Origin of the sequence: Rhizobium deserti (assembly GCF_004358025.1) — a bacterium.
Lineage (GTDB): Bacteria > Pseudomonadota > Alphaproteobacteria > Rhizobiales > Rhizobiaceae > Neorhizobium > Neorhizobium deserti.
Genome location: NZ_SMTL01000002.1, coordinates 117,948 through 137,680, shown reverse-complemented (window position 1 = coordinate 137,680; position 19,733 = coordinate 117,948). Strand labels below are relative to the sequence as shown.

Genomic DNA, 19,733 nt, shown 5'->3' with positions numbered 1-19,733 from the left:
CTCTTTCGTTTAGCCGAACCGTCCTGCCGCATGGGCGAGCATGGTGTAGACCTTGCCCGTGTCGGAGGTGAGGTAGCTCTGGGTCACCGTCTTGTCCCGGTCGGTGCGCGCGACATCCGCCAGCAGCTTTTCGAAATCGGCGATATAGCGATCCACGGCGGTGCGGAATTCCGGCTCCCGCTCATACTTGCTCTTGATGTCGTCGAAGGTCTGCTGACCTTTCAGCGTGTAGAGCCGGCGGGTGAAGACGTCCCGCTCGCCACGCTGGTAACGCCGCCACAGGTCCACGGAGGCATCGTGATCGATGGCACGGGCAATATCCACCGACAGCGAGTTCAGCGATTCCACCACATGGCGCGGGTTGCGATTGTCGCCATTGCTGCGCGGGGCCGGTGCGGGCTCGGCTGGACGCGGAGCCGGCTGGCGAACAGGCGCGGCTGCACTGGTCTCGTCGCGCGATGCGCCACGCAGGAGGTCGCTGATCCAGCCGCCTTCGCCGCTCCGCTGCACCGGCTCCGCTGCGCGCATCTGGGCCGGTGCGGGCCGATCGAGCGGCAGGCTGCCGCGCAGCGAGGCCGAAGCGTAGGGGTCGGGGCGCGGTGCCGCAGGCGCCGGCTGAGGCCGGGCGGCGACGGGCTGAGCCGCGGGCACTGGTGCCGGCTGGAGAATCGGAGCCGGTTGCGGCGCTGGAGCCGGGGCTGGGGCTGGTGCGGGACGGGCCGCAACGGGCTCTGCCACTTCCAGCTGCTGCGCCGAGCGCCCTACCAGCTGGGAAATGTCCTGCAAGGCCTTGATCTGCTCGGCCACGGCGCGTCGCATGGCGGCGGCGCTTTCCTTGGCTTCCTCGGGCAGATCGAAGGCGCCGCGCTTCAATTCGGTGCGGGTCGTGTCGAGTTCCTGACGAATATCCTGGGCTGAGCGGCGGATTTCATCGGTAGCGCCGGAGAAGCGACCGATGGCCTCCTCGACCGATTCCTTCAGGACGTCTCTCAGCTGCTGCGCAGCGGTTCCGGAACGGGTGGTGGCGTCGGCAAGAAGCCGGTCGACATCAGCCAGCGAGCCTGAAATGCCGGTGCGCATGCGCTCCGAAACGTCGCGGGCACGCTTTTCGGCATCCGATAGGGTTGCCTCGATGGCCCGGTTGGCTTCGCCGCCGGCATTGGTCAGGGCTTCGCGCATGGCATCGGCGGTCATTTCCGCGCGCTGCTGGGTTTCCCCCAGCCTGCGGCCGATATCGGCGAAGGAGGCCTGCAGGGTTTCGCGCAGTGTTACGCCGACTTGCGAAGACCGCTCCTCGGCACGCTCGAAGGCGCCGTCGACCAGGGCGGTGAGATTGCGCAGCGTCGTTTCGATCTCGTCCGAACGCTTCACAAGCCCGGCAGACAGGCTGCGCAGCGCCTGCTGGCGCTCGTCCAGCGTGCTTGCCAGATTGGACTGGGCAGCGCCGAGCAGTTCCGAAGCCTGACCGAGGACCTTGGAATGCTCGTCGAAGCGGCCGACAATGCTACCGACTTGGCTGAGCGTCTGGCCGGATACGTTGACCAGCCGGTCGATATTGTTTTCCAGCAGGCGGCTGGAGCCGGATACCAGATCGGCTGCGCTGCTTGCAGACTGAGCGAACCGGCTGGCGGTCGCATCGAGCCTCTGATCAGCCTCAGAGAGCTGCTGGCTTACCTGTTCCGCTGCCTGGCCGATCTGATGCGTGGCCTGGTGAACGAGGTCGGCAATGCCGGCATTGCTGGCTTCAAGGCGGTCGATCAGGTTGCTGACATTCGCGGCCAGGCCCTGTTCGACGGCACGCATGGTGCCGGCGGCGCTTTCCGTCCGCTGGCTGAGCGCGGCGAGCGTATCATTGGTGCGGGCAGAGATCGCATCGATCAGGGCCGTGTTCTCGTTGCGGATCCGCTCGCTGGTTTCCTGAGCGGCGGCGGACAAGCGGCTGCTGCTCTCCTCGGCGGCGGCGGACAAGCGGCTGCTCGTCTCCTGGGCCACGGCGGACAGGCGGCTGCTGGTTTCCTGTGCGGCGATGGACAGACGCTCGGCGCCGTCTTGTGCGGCGGCACCGATCTGTTCGGCAGCGGCACGGCCGGTTTGCGCGTATTCCTCGACCATCGGTCTGGCTTTTTCTTCCAGCAGACGCGAGAGTTCGGCCGATCGGCTGGCAAGCAAGGAATTGAGGTCGCGGGTGCGGGTATCGAGTGCGGAGCGGATTGCGTCGCCACGCGCGGCAAGTGCGCGGTCCACGGTGTCCAGCGCGACATCCAGTTCGCCGGCTGTTTCGGCGAGCGTGGTACGGATGGAGGTGCCGCGGGCGTCGAGCGCCCTTTCAGCTTCTCCAAGTGCCTCGTTGATGGCCGTTACCTGCTTTTTCACCAGGTTGTCGGCTTCCGCGACCTTGTTGATGATCGAATTTCCGGCTTCGGAGAAGGCCAGGGCGACGTTGGCTGCCTGACCCGCGAGGCGGTTCTGCGTTTCGGAGATTCGTCCGACGATCTCGTTCGACTGTTCCTCGATGGACTTGGTGAATTCGCTGTTGCGGTTGGCAAGCTCTTCGGTGAAATCGGCGCCGGCACGGGCCAGGAATTCGGCCGACCGCGTCGCTTCGCTATCCATTCCCTGGGCCGCGGCACTGACGGCCTCACGCAGGGTAGAGGCAAGCCCCACAGCCTTGCCTTCGATCGTCTTGGCGACGTTGTCGAGCCCGATCGTCAGGGCCCGGTCCATGGTGCCCAGACGTTCTTCTATGCGGGCCGTGCGGCTGTCGAGCGTTTCTGCAATGCGGTCGCTGGCGAGAGCGCTGATGCGCTCGAGCTCGGCCGCCCGGCTGGCCAGGGTCTCATCGATCCGGCCGGCGGTTTCGCCCGAGATACGCTCCAGATCCGCGGTGCGTTCGTTGATGGCCAGCGAGACACGATCGGTCACCTGATTGGTGACACGCTCCAGCTCTGCCGTGCGGGTGCTGAGGATGCCGGCAATGTTGGTTCCGGCATGATCGACCAGCTCGGTTGCGTTGCCGACCTCGTTGCGGATGCGGTCTTCCAGACCACCAAAGGTGGTTTCGATGCGGTTGCCGGCGTCGTTGAGAGCGTTCGACACGCCGCCGACGGTCTGTTCGATGCGGCTCGAGAAGCTGTCGGCGGACTGGCCGATCTCGCGGGCGGCCTCGCCGAGCTGCCCGGCAATGGCGCCGACATTGTCGCGCAGCCGTTCTTCCAGCGACTGACCGGCGCTGTCGATCGTGGCGCGCAGGGCATCCTGCTGCGATTCGAGCGACATTTCGAGCATGGCCGTGCTGGTAGCGATCGTCGTCAACACGTCGCCGACCGTCTGTTCGATACGGCTGGAGAGGCTGTCGGCGGACTGGCCGATCTCGCGGGCCGCAACATCGAGCTGCCCGGCAATGGCGCCGACATTGTCTCGCAGCCGCTCTTCCAGCGACTGTCCAGCGATGTCGATCGCGGTGCGCAGGGCGTCCTGTTGCGATTCGAGCGACATTTCAAGCATGCCGGTGCTCGTGGCGAGCGTGGTGGACACGTCACCGAGCGTCTGTTCGATACGGCTGGAAAAGCTGTCGGCGGACTGGCCGATCTCGCGGGCGGCATCGCCGAGCTGACCGGCGATTGCGCCGACATTGGTACGCAGCCGCTCTTCCAGAGACTGGCCGACGCTGTCGATTGTGGCGCGCAAATTGTCTTGCTGGGTTTCGAGGGACATTTCAAGCATGCCGGTGCTCGTGGCGAGCGTGGTGGACACGTCACCGAGCGTCTGTTCGATACGGCTGGAAAAGCTGTCGGCGGACTGGCCGATCTCGCGGGCCGCAACATCGAGCTGCCCAGCAATGGCACCGACATTGTCGCGCAGCCGCTCTTCCAGAGACTGGCCAACGCTGTCGATCGTGGCGCGCAAATTGTCTTGCTGGGTTTCGAGGGACATTTCCAGCATGCCAGTGCTTGTCGCAAGCGTCGTGGACACGTCACCGAGCGTCTGTTCGATGCGGCTGGAGAAGCTGTCGGCGGACTGGCCGATTTCGCGGGCGGCATCGCCTAGCTGACCGGCGATTGCGCCGACATTGGTACGCAGCCGCTCTTCTAGAGACTGGCCGACGCTGTCGATCGCGGCGCGCAGATTGTCCTGCTGGGCTTCAAGCGACATTTCCAGCATGCCGGTGCTGGTTGCAAGCGTCGTGCCGATGGACGTCGTCTGGTCCTGAAGCAGATCGTTCAAGCGCTCATGCGCCTGGACGAGCGTCGTAGACATCGTGCCGGCGCGGTCATCAAGCGTCGTACGGATACGTTCATGGCCGGAGCCAAGCGCTTGCGTCAGGTTCTGGCTTGCGATCTGCAGCGTGTCGGCGATCTGGACATGGGCGGCACCCACTGTGCCGGCTATATCGCGGCTCGCGGTTTCTACCGTGCCGGCGATCTGCAGACTGACGGATCCCAGCGTTTCCGCAAGCGTGCTGTTTGCCGAACCAAGGGTATCGGCCATTTCCTGGCTTACCGTGCCGAGCGTGTCGGCCAGGCGCTGGTGGCCAAGGCCGATGGTGACCGCGATGCGTTCCTGGGTGGAGCCGAAAGTCTGCTCCATGCGCTCCAAGCCTTCGGACATGCCGGTCTCGAAGCGCGATGAGCCCTCGGCGAGGGCGCTTTCGATGCGGGCGGCCGCGCCGCCCGTTGTCTGCTCCAAACGTTCGCCGCCGGTTTCCAGGATCCGGGCAAGTTCGGCAGTGCGGTTCTCGAGCGACAGATAGAGATTGATCTGGTTGTCGGCAAAGGCCGAGCGAATGGCTTCGGCACGAGCGGAGAAGGATTGCTCGATGCGCTCATCGGCATCGGCAACGGCCGCCAGAAGCGAACTCGCCTTGTCATCCAGAGCGCCGGCCAGCCGGTCTTCCTGCAGGGCAAGCGATGTGGCGAGTTCCATGGACTTGTCGTCGAGGATCTCGGTCAGGCGCTCGCGGCTGGATGTCAATGTGGTCTCGACACCGGCGATGCGACGTCCGAGTTCGCCGCTGAAGCGCTCCTCGCTCTGCGTAAGAATTTTGGCAACCGCCTCGGTCTTTTCATCGAACAGGCCTTCCAGCCGATCAGGCGTGCCGGCCATCAGGGCACCGATCGCGGCCGTTCTCGTGTCGAGAACTTCGGCCAGGCGGTCATGGCTGCCGGTGACGGCGTCGATGATCGAGCCGGTGCGGCTGGCAAGCGTCTGCTCGAAGCGGCTCTGGGTCGTGCCGAGATGGCTCGCGAGCGCTTCGCCATGCTCCGCCATGACGGCGTCGATCTTCTGGTGGGCGCCGCCGACGCTCTCATTGATCTCGCTGGTGCGCGCGGCAAGTGCCTCCGAGAATTCGCGCGAGCGGCTTTCGAGCATGGAATCGAGCACTTCCTGGCCGGTTCCCAGGGTCGTGGCAAGCGCCAGGGACTGGTCCGTCAGAGATGCGCTGATGCGCTCGACGCTGGTGCTGAGGATGCCTTCCAGGGCTTCGGAGCCGCCGGCGACCGTTTCGTTGATGCGGGCGAGGCTGTCCATCAGCTTGCTGTCCAGGCTTCCGGCGCGCTGGTCGAAGGCGGTGGTGAACTGCGACAGGCCTTCGTCAAACGTGGTGCTGAGCTGACCGACCGTTGTCTGCAGGCGCTCCTCGAAGAGTCCTGAGCGCAGGTCGAGGTCCATGATCGCATCGTCGGCTGCCGACTGCAGGTTCTGGCGGAAGCCGGCGCCCTTTTCATCCAGGGTCCGGTTGAGGGCGGCCAGCGCCGTGGTGAGCGAGCCGGTCAGCGTCCGCTCGCTGTCGTTCAGCCCCTCGGTGATTTCGCGGGTGCGGGCCAGCAGTGTCTCGTTCAGCTGGCGGGTCCGGTCGGCAAGCGCAGCATTCAGCTTTTCGGTATTGCCGTCCAGCGTCGACGCGCGGGTCTCGAATTCGCCGAGCAGCATCTTGCCGCGGTCGGAAAGCGTCGTCGAAAGCGTATCGAGCCGCTCGTCGAATTCGTGGGCAAGTGCAATGCCGGACGAGTTGAGCGTCTGGACGAGGCTGTCGGTCTTGGCAGCCAGAAGCGAGCTCAAGGCTTCGCCGGCAGCATTCGACTTTTCCATCAGCACGGCTGCACGCGTGTCGATCATCGAGGCGAGAGCCTGTCCGGTCGTTTCCAGGCGGATGGAAATTTCCTCGGTAGCGAGAGAAAGGTCTTCCTTCAGCTGATCATGGGCGCCGACGATCGACGAGCGGATGCGCTCGGCATGGTTGACGATGGCGTCGCGTTCCGCGCCGAGCTCATGGACGAGGCCGCGGACGCGCAATTCATTGTCACTGTAGCTGCGTTCCAGCGCATTGACCTCGGAATGAACGAGCGTTTCTAGCTCGGAAGCGCGAGCGATGGTGCGCTCGATGCCTTCGTTCATGGCCGAGACTTCACGACGGACAGCCTGGCCGACGCTCATGATGCGTTCTGCCGCGATCGTTTCCGGCTCCGAAAGGCGAAGCGCCACTTCCGCCATGGAGCGTGCGGCATTGCGCAGATCCTGGGCGCGGGCCATCATGATGGCGAAGGCGAAGAAGAGCAGGATGGGAACCAGAATGCCGATGGCCAGGGCGACGATACCGGGGGCGGCCAGAACGCCCGCCACGGAAGTTACCTGCCACAGGGCGCTGCCGTAGATCAGCTGACCAAGGCCGATTCCGGCCATCGTCCACAAGATCGAGATGATGACCGCATTGCGCATGGCCGAGCGCATTGAGCCGCCTTCCAGCGAGCGCAACATGTTGGCGGGGTTGCGGCGGCCACTGTCATTGGCCGGTGCGAAGGCCGGCGAGCGAGCGGCGGTTTCAGCCGGCGCAGCGCGGGGCGCTTCCGGCTGGTTGTCGCGGCGGGGCGGGGTTGGACGCTGTTTCGGGGTGTCTGACACTCTAGCCTCCGAGGCCTGGGGCGCTGGTCGGGAGCGAGGCTGCTCATCGCTAAAATCGATCTTCAGCGCTTCTTCCAGCGCCTGAAACGCGGTCTCGTCGATCGACTCGCTGCTGGTGTTCTTCGCCATGCGGTTACGCCTCGTTACATACACGCCGGGCAATGTCCGTGTTCGACGCCTGCCATTGCAGATCAAAGACACGGCTTACTGCCTGCCGAAGCCCAGACTTCCGTCATGAAAGCCGGAGGCTTCTATTCATTCTTAATCCGGACGGCCGTTCTTTCAAACGGATGATAATGAATGCTTACCAATCTTCCGTCCATGGCATGGAGCCGTTAAGCCCCGCCATCCTAACCGTATTGTAGTGGCACATCCACGCCTTCGGCACAATTAGAAGGCCCAGCGCGTCACACAGCCTGCGATGCTTGTTAACAAGATTTAAACCATGTCCGCAGGCGAAAGCGCTGATTTTACGAGAGCTTAGCGGAAATTAACCATGCTCCGAGAATTGCGCCGCTTTTGTGCCGGAATTTAACGGGATAGGGGCGTCCTTCCCGCATAATTCGGGACAATACCAGATCAAAACAAGGATTATCGGTTGATGCCAGCGGTCAGTTACGCTTTCGACGCTCCAAACAATCTTGGCGGCGCCTGTCCTTCTCAGTGTCGGCCGGTCGATTTGGTACACCTGGCCAACCAGACAATGGGGGACAAGAACCTCGAAAGCGAAGTGCTTCAGATGTTCGCTCGCCAGGCGCGCAAGGCCCTGAGCGATATAGGCGGCGCAGATCCCGCCGCTGTCGCCGCCGTCGCGCATCGGCTCAAGGGAGCCGCCAGTTCGGTCGGCGCCTTCAAGGTATCTGCAGCAGCAGAACGGCTCGAAGGCAAAGCCGATGATGCGGGCTTACAAGCTTCCGTCGCCGCCGCAGTGGTCGAAGCCGAGAATTTTATTCTCAAGCTTTGCCGCTGACGAAACGAGGTGGTGGGGCGGGCGTCGTCGGACAAGCCGCGTCGTCCATCGATGTTGACTGGATTGGTGTTTTGTCGGAAGACACCGCGCTCAAGCAGCGCCCACCTCCAAAACCGGAATTCTCTATCATGACGAAACTGACGATCGTTGCCTTCGATGGAACACGCTTCGAGATCGATGCGCAACCTGGTTCGACTGTCATGGAAAATGCAGTGCGCAATTCCGTTCCGGGGATCGACGCCGAATGTGGCGGTGCCTGTGCCTGCGCCACCTGTCATGTCTATGTCGATGAGGCGTGGACGGAGATGGTTGGTCCGCCGGCGCCGATGGAAGAGGATATGCTCGACTTTGCCTTTGAGGTGAAGCCGAGCTCGCGGCTGTCCTGTCAGATCAAGATGAAGCCGGACCTCGATGGTCTGGTGGTCAACGTGCCCGAGCGTCAGGCATAGGCGACAAAAGAAAAAAGCCTCGCTGCGCATAAGCGAACAGCGAGGCGAGGCGGGCGCATCACCTGCAGGTGGGGGAGGACCACCTGCGGCTTAAGACGCGCCAGGAGAAACAAGAACTCGAACGGAACTCACGAAGCATTCTGGTTCAGGAGTGCGCAACGGTCGCAACAGCGCCGGAAATAATTTGCCTGCGCTGGTTGCACTTCAGAAGTGCCACCAATCAGGCTGTGACCCAACTTATACGTGATACCGCTATATTAGGCTATCGTGATAAATCACCCGTGATTGACGGGGAATGTCGCAAGCTCCGCGAAAGCCTCGAGGGTGCCGGACGCTAGTTTTTCTTCTGTTCCAGATGGTATCGAAGCAGACGCATCATTCGGGAATCGAAATTGGCGGCTTCCACCTGATCGAACCGCAGCTGTTGCCGATCATGTACCTGGAGAAGCTCGCGCGTCGTGTCCGCCACCTGCTTTTCCAGCGCATCGCAGCTGCCATCGGACGGCAGATCGAGGAGTTCCCGTTCCAGCTGGCGGGCATGGGTGCGTGCAATTTCCGCATGCCTTTCCTCGTGCCGCTTGATGTCGGCCGACAGCGTGTCCCAAATAAAGGCAAGATCCGCCGTGGTCCGGTTGCGATTGCTCCAGCGCGGCAGGATGATGCGGGTTCGCAGTGTGACGCGGGCGCCGCCAACCGAACAACGACCGCCGCGATCCATGTAGGTGACTTCGCCGCCGAACTTGATTTCCGTCGCCCCGGGGTGACGATGGCCGGTATTGCGTGTCACCGGGCCACGCTTTTCCAGTTCCCGATCGAGATCTTCGGCGGTCCGCCCGCCAATGCGAAAATAGGAATAGGTCTTGGTGATGACTGGCTCGGCTGAGGCCGTTGCCGGAACCACGCAGAGGAGAAGGACGGCGCCGAAAAGCCGTTGGACCCCGCGTCTTGAAAACATTCTATGGCCTGCGACGTTGAACTTAGCATGAGCTTGGGGCATAGGCTGGCGAAGCGCAACACGAAGGCGTCAAATTTTGCGTTACCTTTGGAAAGATGGTCGGCCGGTGACATCGCCGCGCAACAGGACCTGGCAACTGGCCCGCGGGCGAAGCCTCGATCTGGGCGCCGAGGGGCATCTGATGGCGATCGTCAACGTCACCCCGGATTCCTTTTCCGACGGCGGGCTGCATGCCGATATGGAGGCCGCTTTTCTTCATGCGATGGCTTGCATAGAGCAGGGCGCGACGATCATCGATGTCGGAGGCGAATCGACCCGACCGGGCGCTGTCGCCGTCACGGCTGCGGAAGAGCAGGATCGCGTTCTGCCGGTGATCGAGCGGCTGTCATCGGAAACGGACGCGCTGATATCGATCGACACCTATCGTGCCGACACGGCCCGCCTGGCCATGGCGGCGGGTGCGCATATCATCAACGATGTGCACGGGCTGCAGCGGGAGCCGGATATCGCGAATGTGGCCGCGGACACCGGGGCGGGCGTCTGCATCATGCATACCGGCCGTGACCGCACTGACAAACGCGCCGATCTGGTTGAGGATCAGGAGCACTTTCTCCACCGATCCCTCGAAATCGCCCGGCTGGCCGGCCTTTCCGAGGCACAGATCGTTCTCGATCCGGGCTTCGGATTTGCCAACAACCGCGACGACGACCTCGAGCTGATCGCCCGCTTCGCGGAACTGCACAGGCTGGGCTTTCCGCTGCTGGCCGGCACGTCGCGCAAGCGTTTCATCGGCGCGGTCACCGGCCGCGACAAGGCGACGGAGCGCGATGTGGGGACCGCCGCCACGACAGCCATTCTGAGGATGGCCGGAGCAGCGATATTCCGCGTTCATGACGTGGCTGCCAACCGTGACGCTTTGGCGATGGCGGATGCCGTGCTTGCCACTGGCGCGGCGCAGGAGAACAGCGAGAATGGCTGAATGACCTATACGATTACGTTGAAGAATTGCGCCTTCTACGCCAAACACGGGGCTTTCGAGCAGGAGGCGTCGCTGGGGCAGCGATTTTTCATCGATGTGGTGCTCGAGGTGGATGCCGACGAGGCGCTCGAAAGCGACGATGTCGCAAGCACCGTCCATTACGGTCTCGCCTATGAACTGGTCGAAAAGATCGTCACCGGCAGCCGGCGCAACCTGATCGAGACCCTGGCCAAGGATATCGCGAAAGCGCTTTGCGACTGGTCGCCGCAGATCCGCCGCGCCGATATCACCGTGCGCAAGCCGAGCGTGCCTATTCCAGGCATTCTGGATTATGCGGAGGTGCGCGTTGAGCATGTCGCCTGATCGCCCGTCCAGCATTGCGTCACTGGGGCTCGGCGGCAATCTCGGCGATCCGCCGGCGGCGATGGCGAATGCTCTGAGGGAAATCGATCTTCGGGCCGATTGTGCGGTGATGGCCGTTTCGCGGCTTTATTCGACGCCGCCCTGGGGCAAAACCGACCAAGCCGACTTCTTCAATTGCTGTGCGCTTGTGGAAACGTCGTTGGAGCCGGACACACTTCTCGACGTCTGTCTTTCCATCGAACTTTCCATGAAGCGGGTGCGGCTTGAGCGCTGGGGACCGCGAACCATCGATATCGACGTCCTGACTTATGGCGACCTGAAGCAAAAGACGGAAAAGTTGGAGCTGCCGCATCCGCGCATGACGGAACGGGCTTTCGTTATCCTGCCGCTGTCCGAGATAGCACCGGAACACGAAGTGCGAGGAAAGACGGTCCGCGAATGGGTCGAAACGGTCGATACCGCTGGAATTACGGTTGCGCGGGAGAACACCAACTGGTGGCGCGGAGCCTGAGGCTCCGCTGCATCCGCTTACTGCTTGATCGATCCGACAGTCATGGCATCGAGATCCCGGTCGAGTGACAGGCCGATAACCGGGACCATTTGATCCTCGACCTTAACCGAGATGGTGATGTTCATCTTGTTGTCGCCGCGCAGGCTTGCAACCATGGCGCCGTTCAACTGGGCGCGGTTGATGCCCATGACGACCTTGTCGCCGTTGACGGAACCGGAGATGATGTCGAGCCCCTTGCCCTGCGCACCATCCAGGAACTTGCCGCTATAGCCGCTGCCGCTCTGGGTGATGACGGCCGACATGGGCTGCTGGAAGACGCCGATGCGGCAGGTGCCGTCGAGCTTCATGCCGATATCGCCACTGGCTGCCGGAGCGCCGGTCAGGTTGCAGCTGAACTTGGTGCCCTTGTACTTGCCGGCGACGATTTCACCAGGGCCCTTCCAGACGCCCGATACGGACTGGAAGAACGTCTTGTCGCGGGGCGCAGCTTCGGCTTGCGGCGCCATGGCCGAAGTTGCCGCAGCAGTAAGGACGGCGAACCCGCCGAGAAGCGAAAAGATGCGCGAATACATGGAATTTCCTCTGGCAAGCAGGAACTTAACGTGTCTGCCAATTTAGCCCGGAATGGTTAATGACTGGTATCAATCGGTCTATGCGCGGCGAGCCGGCAAGGCTATTCCCGGTCTTTTGCCGCTCCAACGGATGCAATATCGGCCATGAAATCGCCAATTCCCGGCCGCCGCAAGACACGGAAAGGCAGGGGACGGCAGAGGTCCATGGCGGCGATGCCGATTCGGGCGGTCAGGAGCCCGTTGATCACGCCTTCGCCGAGTCGGCTTGACAGTTTTGACGCCAGACCATGCCCGAGGACCTGCTGCGCCAGGCTGTCGCCGACGGCAATTGACCCTGTCACGGCGAGATGGGCGACCACGTCGCGCATCAGCCGGATGAGGCCGATCGTCCCAGGTCGGCCGCCATAAAGCTCCGCCATGGCTCGGATCAGCCGCGTCACTTCGAAGAGCACATAGGCAAGGTCGACGATGGCGCGCGGGCTGACGGCGGTGACGATCGAGACCCGCTTGGAAGCGTTGAGGATCAGGGAGCGCGCTTTGCGGTCAAGGGGCCCGAGCAGTTCCCGCTCGACCAGTTCCACAAGCTGCGGTCCATCGATGATCTCGTCCTTGGTTGCGTCCAATGCCGCACGACCCTTGGCTGTTTCCGGGCGGTGACTAAGAAGCTTTGCCAGGGACGCAAGCAAAGCGCGGGCCGCGAGCGGACGCGGATTTTGCAAAGCCTCCTCCGCCTGAACCTTCAGCGTCTGCACGGCTGAAAGCCGCAGCAGGCCGAAGATTTCCCGGCCTGCCATGACGGCGACAGCGAGAATGCCGAGACCAAGCGCGGTGAGGGCGGCGTAACCGAGCCAGTCAGCCCGATTGAAAAGATCGCGCACGATCCGGTCCGCCCACAGGCCGAAGGCCAGAGATAGGAATGTACCAAAGGCAGCGGCGGCCAAGTTCAAGAAGGAAAACCTTCTGCGCGGTCGCGGCAAGGCGACGGGCAGGGGATCCACACCAAGCTCGGAAGGTGCATTGAACGGGTCCTTGTCGTCGGGTGTCAACATGACCCCGTCGTCGAAACTGCGCGGGCTGCGGTGAGGTTGGGGAACTGTCTCGTTACGGGACGCCTGGTCCTCATCCAGGATGAAGGCGGAGGGCCTGCGGCGTGGCGGCAGGGTTGGATCGGTCTCCTTCATGCGAGGCGGTCTCCGAACAGGAACTGCATGGCGCGATCGAGCCGGATGTGCGGAACCGAAAGCTTCAAGCCCGAAGCGGCTTCCTCCAGAGCCGGCGGGCGGAATCGCACGACATTCATGTCGGGCAGCACCGGCTCTGTGCCATCCACCTGCCGGAACAGTGATTCGGGATCCTCCGGAAGATCGCCGGGGAAGATGCCAGTCTTGCGGTTGCCGTCGAAGCTTTCGCCATTGATGGTCTCGCCAGCCATGGGCGTGCCGACGATCACCGGCAGAAGATGGCCGTCCTCCTTAACGGTTGCCTCGCGCGTCGCCCTGACCGATGCGATCGCCATGACCTCGATGCCGGCCCCGGCCATGCCGATGCGCTGGACCGCACGGTCCACCAGCCGCCCGGTCAGCCTTTCCAGCCGGTCGTGGCTTTCGTGATGCAGATGATCGGCCTTGGTTGCCGCAACCAGCACCTTGTCGATTCTCCGTCCGATCAGCGAGGACAGGAAGCTGTTATGGCCGGGGCGGAAGCAGGCCAGCACGTCGCTCAAAGCGCGCTCCAGGTCCTGCACGGCCTCATGGCCGCGATTGATCGCCTGCAGCGCGTCGATGAGCACGATCTGCCGGTCAAGCCTGGCGAAATGCTCGCGGAAAAAGGGTTTGACGACAATGTTCTTGTAGGCGTCGTAACGACGTTCCATCATCGCCCTCAGCGACCCCTTCGGCGCCCGCGTTTCAGGAACGTCGGGCAAAGGCGCGAAGGTCAGGGCCGGCGAACCTTCGAGGTCCCCAGGCATCAGGAAACGTCCGGGCGGCAGGGTGGACAGCGAACGCTCGTCCGATTTGCACGCCTTCAGATAGGCGGCGAAGGCTTCCGACAGCCGCCTAGCGGTGGCCTCGTCAGCAGGAGCATCCATGTCCACCGCGGCCGTCAGCGCCAGCCATTCCCGCGAAAGCTCGCTGCGGATCCCGGTTCTGGCCAGCGCGACGGTCTCGCTGCTGAAGGTATTGTAATCCTTGGCGAGCAGCGGCAGGTCGAGCAGCCATTCGCCCGGATAGTCGACGATATCGATCGACAGGCGGCCCCGCGAGAACATGCGGCCCCAGCCGCTGGCGCTTTGATAATCGAGGGTGACGCGCAGCTCGGAAATGGCGCGGGTGGAATCGGGCCAGATGCGATCGCGCACCAGCGCCTGGATATGGTCCTCGTACTGGAACCGCGGAATGGCGTCGTCCGGCTGCGGCTCCAGCCGGACCGCCGAAACCCGCCCCGATCGCAAGGCTTCGAAAAGCGGCAGACGGCCGCCGTTGAGGAGGTTATGCACGAGCGAGGAAATGAAGACGGTCTTTCCGGCGCGCGACAGTCCCGTCACGCCGAGCCTGATCGTCGGATTGACCAGACCCGAGGCGCGGTCGGCAATATTGTCGAGCGCAATGCGCGCGTCGTCGGTGAAGCTGGTGAGCGAAGGCGGCAAGGCGTCGTCCCGGATCTGTTTCCACCCCTATATAGGAGGCCAAGTGGTGACCGGGAAGACCAATGGCGAGGCAGGGCGGCGTCTCAGGCCTTCAGGAAATCGCTCAGCACCCAAGCCGAGCCGGAAGCAGACCCTTCCGCCGCGCCGCGATAGTCGAGAACAGCAAGACCACCGGTCGGGAAACCGCCCGGGATGGCGGCAGCCACGGCTTCCCCGCCAACAAGATCGCGCAGCAATTCCTGGAGTGTCGGATTATGACCGATCAACATCACGGATTGGCTGTCGGGCTGCGACGAGAGGATTTCGGAATAGGTGGAAAGAGAACCGTTATAAAGCTCGTCGACAAAAACCGGCTCAATGGTTTCGCTGATGGCGCGCCGGATGGCTTCGGCCGTTTGACGGCACCGCATGGCGGTCGAGCTGATCACGAGATCCGGCCGGTAGCCACGGTCGGCTGCCTGGTCTGCCACGACCTCGGCTTCCGCATAGCCTTGGGCATCAAGGGTGCGGTCGAAGTCGGGCTGTCCCGGCTCCGCCCAACCAGACTTGGCATGACGGAGCAGATAAATGCGTGATGGGGGCGAAACAATAACAGTCATACCGGCGCCTGAAGCTCCTGAGTTCATGCCTGCCTAATCCTTCGTGGCTAAGGTCGTCAACAGGGCTTAGCTTTATCCGGGCATTTGGAACGCAGAAGTCCGGCCATCCCATGGACTTATTCGGGCGCTGAGAAGAGCTGAAAAATAGGCCTTTAGCTGATTTTCATGTCAGTTTTAAAAACGCCTTGACGGCAGGCGCAAGACTTGAATCGGTACAGCTGAATAGGATATAGAGCGCCGCACGAGATGTTCTTCAGGAGAAACGCGTTGAGTGAGAAGATCGATCTTAGCAACTATGTGCTCTCGGAAGACGATGAGTTCATGAATGCCAACCAGAAGGCATATTTCCGGGCAAAGCTGATTGCCTGGAGGAACGATATCCTTCGCGAAGCGCGTGAGACGCTGGGGCATCTGGCAGAAGAAAGCGCAAACCATCCCGATCTTGCCGATCGCGCCTCTTCCGAAACCGACCGTGCCATCGAGCTTCGCGCTCGCGATCGCCAGCGCAAGCTGATCTCCAAGATCGACTCGGCGCTTCAGCGTATTGAAGAGGGTACCTATGGTTACTGCGAGGAGACGGGTGAGCCGATCGGCCTAAAGCGGCTTGACGCGCGTCCGATCGCAACCCTGTCGATCGAAGCCCAGGAACGCCACGAGCGGCGCGAAAAGGTGTACCGGGACGAATAGAACCTGGCTTCAAATGCAGGACAATAAAAAAGGCACGGGTTTCCGTGCCTTTTTGTTGGTTGGTTGTTTCAGGCATTCTACTTGTCACGCGTCGCTGACATTTCGCCAAAGATACGCGCTACCTCGTCCTGCAGCGACGGATCAGCTGTCGCACCGGTTACCGGCGAAATCGCTGGGTCACGCGGAGGCGTCTGGCGGTTGGGCTGCGGGATGGTGGTCGCTTCGCGTGCGGCAAGATTGCTTGCCATTTCCTCTTCAAGGATCTTCTCGAAGTCGCTGCCGAGCATTTTCGGCTTTTCCGCTGCCGGCTGCAGGGATGCGGGAACCGTCGCAGCATTGATGGGTACGATCAAGGGCGGCTCCGGCTCCGGGCGTTCCACGAACACGCGCGAGCGAGCGGCGTCAAGCGCGTTCGCTGCTTCATCGACCGCCAGGGATGCTGCCGCTAAGGGTAACGCGGCCGATCGCGCTGCAGGTATTGCTGCCGCTAGCGCAGGACCGGGCGCTGGCGATCGGGTCTCGGTTTTCTGTTCGCGTGCGGGCATCGTGGCTTGGGGAGCCGGCGCAATTTCCGCCTGGGTCGCAACGGGCATCGGCCCAGCAATTGCTGCAGAACGCCCGGCAACAGGCTCCGATCGCTGCGGAGCCGCTGGCGTCGCCGCAACAGACCGCTGGGGTTCGCGCGTAACGATGTCTCTGGAATTCTGCGCCCGGTTTTCCGCACTGGTGATTGCCGTACGCGGCAGCGGTTGCCCCCTCGTCTCCGAAACCTGCGCGGCTGGAGCGGCGCTTGGTGCTTCCAAAGCCGCACGAGTGGAAGCCTGGCCGGATATGCCGCTCTCGATGACGATGTCGGTCGGGCCACCGATCATGATCAGGTGTTCGACATCATCGCGGCGAACAAGCACGAGGCGCCTGCGTGCATCGACTGCGGCTGCGTCCAGAACCTGAAGGCGGGGCTGCCGGTTGCGACCGCCGCGCACGAAGGGGGACGGGCCGCTTCGCCCTCTCATAATCCAGAGGATCCCGATCAGGCAGACAAGGCCGATGCCGACGCCGAGGATGGCAACCACCAGCCGGCCGCCATAGGCGCTCATCACTTCTTCGATCATCCCTGGCACTCCTTTTCACAACCTTGGTAAAAAAACGACTTTTTCAAAGCCGACGCAAGTCGCCGCCAGTCTCTGTCCCAGGCTGACGACGGTATAGCGCGTAAGATAGGTCATTAGGCACGACTGTCCCGGCTTTTATGCCGCCATGGAGCTTTTTGCTTTGCGCGCAACTTGCTAAGAGAGGAATCGCGGGAACTTATCCGCCTGAGTTCATGGTCACGGCTCGTGTCGCCAGGCCGATATGTGAGGGATTGATGACGAAGTTGCAGCAGGGCGGCAACTACGAGACGCCATTGGTGGATCGCGGAACACGTGGTCGAACCGCGCTGCGGATTGTGCTTCTGGCGCTGGTCCTGATCGGTGTCGCCGCTGCCTTCGTGGTTTTTCAAAACGCGCTCGACAACCAGGTCGTGCTCGGGCTGCTCGGCATATTGGCGATGGTCGGGATCTTCTTTCTTGTGTCCTCGCTGATCGGCCTCGTCGAGGTCATGCCGCAATCGCGCTCCGACGGTCTGGCACGTGACTTCCTCGCTAATCACCCAGACGGCATATTGATCACCGATGCGAAGGGGCGCATCGTTTACGCCAATGCAGCCTATGGACGCATGACGGGCGCGAACCGGCCAAACAATGTCCAGTCGGTCGAAACGCTGCTGTCGAGGACGCGGGAATCCACCGAAGCGCTTTACCGACTGACAACGGCGCTGCGGGAAGGGCGCGAGGGCCATGAAGAATTTCGCCTGCTGCAGCCGCTCGGACGGGCGACGGGCAACGGTGCCGGTGCCCATTGGTATCGCCTGAAGGCGGGGCTGCTGGCGCCGGCGGACGGCAAGAACCGCAGCCGGCAGCTGGATATCTGGCAGATCACCGAGATCACCTCCGAGCGGGACGATCAGGAACGGTTCTTCCGCGAGTTGCAGAACGCGATCGACTATCTCGACCACGCGCCGGTCGGCTTCTTTTCGGCCGGCAAGAAGGGCGAGCTTTTCTATATCAATGCGACCCTTGCGGAATGGCTCGGTCTGGATCTTACGAAATTCGTGCCGCGCTCGCTGTCGATCGCGGATCTCGTGGCAGGCGAGGGGATGGCTCTGATCCAGTCGGTGCAGCCGGCACCGGGGCTTAAGCGCACCGAGACCCTGGACCTCGACCTGCGCCGCGCCAATGGCCAGAGCCTTCCCGTGCGGCTGGTCCACAGCGTCAGTTCCATGCGCGACGGGGCGCCCGGCGAAAGCCGCAGCGTCGTTCTCACCCGCCCGAGGGGCGGCGAAGGCGACCAGTCTGCTTCTGCCATGCGGTTTACGCGCTTCTTCAACAATACGCCCATGGCGATTGCTTCCGTGGACGGCAATGGCAAGATCCTGCGCATCAACGCGCCTTTCCTGAAACTGTTTGCGGGTGTCGTATCGCGCGACGATGTCGAGGCGGGCGCAGAACTGGAAAAGATCGCCAACGAAGCCACCCGTCCGCAGTTGATGCAGGCTCTGGCCGCTGCCAAGGATCGCCAGGGCGATATTCCGCCGATCGATTCCCGCCACCCGGGCGACGAAAACCGCTATGTGCGCTTTTATGTCAATGCGGTCATCGACGAGAGTGATGAAGCGCCCGAGGAAGCAGCGATCATCTACGCTGTGGAGACGACGGAACAGAAAGCGCTCGAAACGCAGATGGCGCAGACCCAGAAGCTCAATGCCGTCGGCACGCTCGCCGGCGGTATTGCGCATGATTTCAACAATGTGCTGACCGCCATTCTCCTGTCATCCGATCACCTGCTTCTGCAGGCCCGACCTTCGGATGCGAGCTTTGCCGATCTCATGGAGATCAAGCGCAATGCCAACCGTGCCGCCGTCCTAGTGCGCCAGCTGCTGGCTTTCTCGCGCAAGCAGACCATGCGGCCGGCAGTGCTGAACCTGACGGACGTCGTCGGCGATCTGCGCATGCTGGTCGAGCGGCTCATCTCCGGCACGAATGTGAAGCTCGAAGTGGATTACGGCCGCGACCTTTGGGCGGTCCGGACTGACCTTTCGCAGTTCGAACAGGTGCTGATCAACCTCTGCGTCAACGCCCGCGATGCGATGCCGCAAGGCGGTACCATCCTGATCAAGACGCGCAATGTGACCGCCGAAGAGGCGGCAGGCTTCCATCAGGCGGACCTGCCGGCGGAAGAGCTGGTCATGGTCGAAGTCGCCGATAGCGGCACCGGCATAGCGCCCGATATCATGGACAAGATCTTCGAACCCTTCTTCACCACAAAGGAAGTGGGCAAGGGGACGGGGCTTGGCCTTTCCATGGTCTATGGCATCGTCAAACAATCCGGCGGTTACATCTATCCGGAATCGGAAGTCGGTCGCGGCACGAGCTTCCGCATCTTCCTGCCGCGCCATATCGTTGAACAGCCTGCCGCCGGTTCGGACGCCGCAGGCCAGACGGGCTCAGGCGTTGCCCAGCAGCCGGCCCCGGCGCGGATCGTTTCTGCACCGCCGTCGGACGATCTGGACCTGACAGGCAATTCCGCCGTCGTGCTGCTCGTCGAGGACGAGGAGGCGGTGCGCCGCGGCGGCAAGCGGATGCTGGAAACCCGCGGCTATACTGTCCACGAGGCCGGTTCCGGCACGGAAGCACTGGAAATCATGGAAGAGCTCGACGGAGCGGTGGACATCGTCGTGTCCGACGTCGTCATGCCGGAAATGGACGGGCCGACACTCCTGACGGAGCTGCGCAAGACCTATCCAGACCTCAAGTTCATCTTCGTGTCCGGTTATGCGGAAGATGCCTTTGCGCGCAATCTACCGGCAGACGCAAAGTTCGGCTTCCTGCCCAAGCCGTTTTCGCTGAAACAGCTGGCGGTCGCAGTGCGCGAGATGCTTGATTCGGAATAGCAAGGCAGCCTGCGCCGCTCCCGGTATCGGAAGCGGCGAACGGACATTGTTCTTCATGAGGTTTCCACAGCGGCAGAGCGTGAGAACGTTCAGCGAACGTGTGTGGAATG

At 62.5% G+C, this 19,733-nt stretch carries 14 protein-coding genes; 7 read left to right on the top strand and 7 right to left on the bottom strand.

What is annotated here, in order from left to right; genetic code table 11:
- Positions 1 to 9: 9 nt before the first annotated feature.
- Entirely contained in the window at positions 10 to 7,029 is a 7,020-nt protein-coding gene (locus E2F50_RS07020) for an apolipoprotein A-IV repeat region-like domain-containing protein (protein WP_133315381.1), read from the bottom strand.
- Between the two features lie 472 nt (positions 7,030 to 7,501).
- On the opposite strand from E2F50_RS07020, the gene E2F50_RS07015 reads away from it, so the two are divergent.
- Complete coding sequence (locus E2F50_RS07015) at positions 7,502 to 7,870, top strand: Hpt domain-containing protein (RefSeq protein ID WP_133315380.1); 369 nt, start codon at positions 7,502 to 7,504, stop codon at positions 7,868 to 7,870.
- A 128-nt stretch (positions 7,871 to 7,998) separates the two neighbouring features.
- Positions 7,999 to 8,319 (top strand): 2Fe-2S iron-sulfur cluster-binding protein, encoded by a 321-nt coding sequence (locus E2F50_RS07010; RefSeq protein ID WP_133316360.1) that lies wholly within the window; start codon positions 7,999 to 8,001, stop codon positions 8,317 to 8,319.
- A 334-nt stretch (positions 8,320 to 8,653) separates the two neighbouring features.
- Here E2F50_RS07010 and E2F50_RS07005 read toward each other — a convergent pair whose 3' ends face one another.
- The gene (locus E2F50_RS07005) at positions 8,654 to 9,274 is read right to left on the bottom strand and encodes a DUF922 domain-containing Zn-dependent protease (protein ID WP_133315379.1); all 621 of its coding nucleotides are present in this window, start codon (positions 9,272 to 9,274) and stop codon (positions 8,654 to 8,656) included.
- A gap of 106 nt (positions 9,275 to 9,380) precedes the next feature.
- Between E2F50_RS07005 and folP the strand changes: the two genes are divergently transcribed.
- From folP to folK, 3 genes are read left to right on the top strand one after another with little or no spacing between them, the layout of a single operon-like run.
- The gene (gene folP, locus E2F50_RS07000) at positions 9,381 to 10,253 is read left to right on the top strand and encodes a dihydropteroate synthase (protein WP_245515332.1); all 873 of its coding nucleotides are present in this window, start codon (positions 9,381 to 9,383) and stop codon (positions 10,251 to 10,253) included.
- The gene (gene folB / locus E2F50_RS06995; RefSeq protein ID WP_133315378.1) at positions 10,254 to 10,616 is read left to right on the top strand and encodes a dihydroneopterin aldolase; all 363 of its coding nucleotides are present in this window, start codon (positions 10,254 to 10,256) and stop codon (positions 10,614 to 10,616) included.
- Positions 10,606 to 11,127, top strand: a complete 522-nt coding sequence (gene folK / locus E2F50_RS06990) for a 2-amino-4-hydroxy-6-hydroxymethyldihydropteridine diphosphokinase (RefSeq protein WP_245515331.1) — start codon at positions 10,606 to 10,608, stop codon at positions 11,125 to 11,127. The genes folB and folK overlap by 11 nt, the downstream gene beginning before the upstream one ends.
- A 17-nt stretch (positions 11,128 to 11,144) precedes the next feature.
- On the opposite strand, the gene E2F50_RS06985 is transcribed toward folK, so the two are convergent.
- The 4 genes from E2F50_RS06985 to E2F50_RS06970 all read right to left on the bottom strand — a co-directional run bounded on the left by E2F50_RS06985 (position 11,145) and on the right by E2F50_RS06970 (position 14,945).
- Positions 11,145 to 11,699, bottom strand: coding sequence for a hypothetical protein (locus E2F50_RS06985; protein WP_133315376.1), 555 nt, complete (start codon positions 11,697 to 11,699; stop codon positions 11,145 to 11,147).
- A gap of 101 nt (positions 11,700 to 11,800) precedes the next feature.
- A complete protein-coding gene (locus tag E2F50_RS06980; protein ID WP_133315375.1) occupies positions 11,801 to 12,880 on the bottom strand; it encodes a YcjF family protein in 1,080 nt (359 codons plus the stop codon).
- Complete coding sequence (locus E2F50_RS06975) at positions 12,877 to 14,346, bottom strand: YcjX family GTP-binding protein (RefSeq protein WP_133315374.1); 1,470 nt, start codon at positions 14,344 to 14,346, stop codon at positions 12,877 to 12,879. The genes E2F50_RS06980 and E2F50_RS06975 overlap by 4 nt, the downstream gene beginning before the upstream one ends.
- 83 nt (positions 14,347 to 14,429) lie before the next feature.
- A complete protein-coding gene (locus tag E2F50_RS06970) occupies positions 14,430 to 14,945 on the bottom strand; it encodes a SixA phosphatase family protein (RefSeq protein ID WP_133315373.1) in 516 nt (171 codons plus the stop codon).
- A gap of 267 nt (positions 14,946 to 15,212) precedes the next feature.
- Between E2F50_RS06970 and dksA the strand changes: the two genes are divergently transcribed.
- A complete protein-coding gene (gene dksA / locus E2F50_RS06965) occupies positions 15,213 to 15,632 on the top strand; it encodes an RNA polymerase-binding protein DksA (RefSeq protein ID WP_133315372.1) in 420 nt (139 codons plus the stop codon).
- A 77-nt stretch (positions 15,633 to 15,709) separates the two neighbouring features.
- Here dksA and E2F50_RS06960 read toward each other — a convergent pair whose 3' ends face one another.
- Positions 15,710 to 16,744 (bottom strand): flagellar biosynthetic protein FliO, encoded by a 1,035-nt coding sequence (locus tag E2F50_RS06960; RefSeq protein WP_133315371.1) that lies wholly within the window; start codon positions 16,742 to 16,744, stop codon positions 15,710 to 15,712.
- Between the two features lie 254 nt (positions 16,745 to 16,998).
- Between E2F50_RS06960 and cckA the strand changes: the two genes are divergently transcribed.
- Positions 16,999 to 19,623: a cell cycle histidine kinase CckA gene (gene cckA / locus E2F50_RS06955; RefSeq protein ID WP_133315370.1), complete on the top strand. Its 2,625-nt coding sequence runs from the start codon at positions 16,999 to 17,001 to the stop codon at positions 19,621 to 19,623.
- The last annotated feature ends 110 nt before the right edge of the window (positions 19,624 to 19,733 follow it).

Excerpts from the sequence above, each read along its gene's own strand:
- E2F50_RS07020 (WP_133315381.1), bottom strand. The coding sequence starts at position 7,029 with ATGGCGAAGAACACCAGCAGCGAGTCGATCGACGAGACCGCGTTTCAG.
- E2F50_RS07015 (WP_133315380.1), top strand. The coding sequence starts at position 7,502 with ATGCCAGCGGTCAGTTACGCTTTCGACGCTCCAAACAATCTTGGCGGC.
- E2F50_RS07010 (WP_133316360.1), top strand. The coding sequence starts at position 7,999 with ATGACGAAACTGACGATCGTTGCCTTCGATGGAACACGCTTCGAGATC.
- E2F50_RS07005 (WP_133315379.1), bottom strand. The coding sequence starts at position 9,274 with ATGTTTTCAAGACGCGGGGTCCAACGGCTTTTCGGCGCCGTCCTTCTC.
- folB (WP_133315378.1), top strand. The coding sequence starts at position 10,254 with ATGACCTATACGATTACGTTGAAGAATTGCGCCTTCTACGCCAAACAC.
- folK (WP_245515331.1), top strand. The coding sequence starts at position 10,606 with ATGTCGCCTGATCGCCCGTCCAGCATTGCGTCACTGGGGCTCGGCGGC.
- E2F50_RS06985 (WP_133315376.1), bottom strand. The coding sequence starts at position 11,699 with ATGTATTCGCGCATCTTTTCGCTTCTCGGCGGGTTCGCCGTCCTTACT.
- E2F50_RS06980 (WP_133315375.1), bottom strand. The coding sequence starts at position 12,880 with ATGAAGGAGACCGATCCAACCCTGCCGCCACGCCGCAGGCCCTCCGCC.
- E2F50_RS06970 (WP_133315373.1), bottom strand. The coding sequence starts at position 14,945 with ATGACTGTTATTGTTTCGCCCCCATCACGCATTTATCTGCTCCGTCAT.
- E2F50_RS06960 (WP_133315371.1), bottom strand. The coding sequence starts at position 16,744 with ATGATCGAAGAAGTGATGAGCGCCTATGGCGGCCGGCTGGTGGTTGCC.
- cckA (WP_133315370.1), top strand. The coding sequence starts at position 16,999 with ATGACGAAGTTGCAGCAGGGCGGCAACTACGAGACGCCATTGGTGGAT.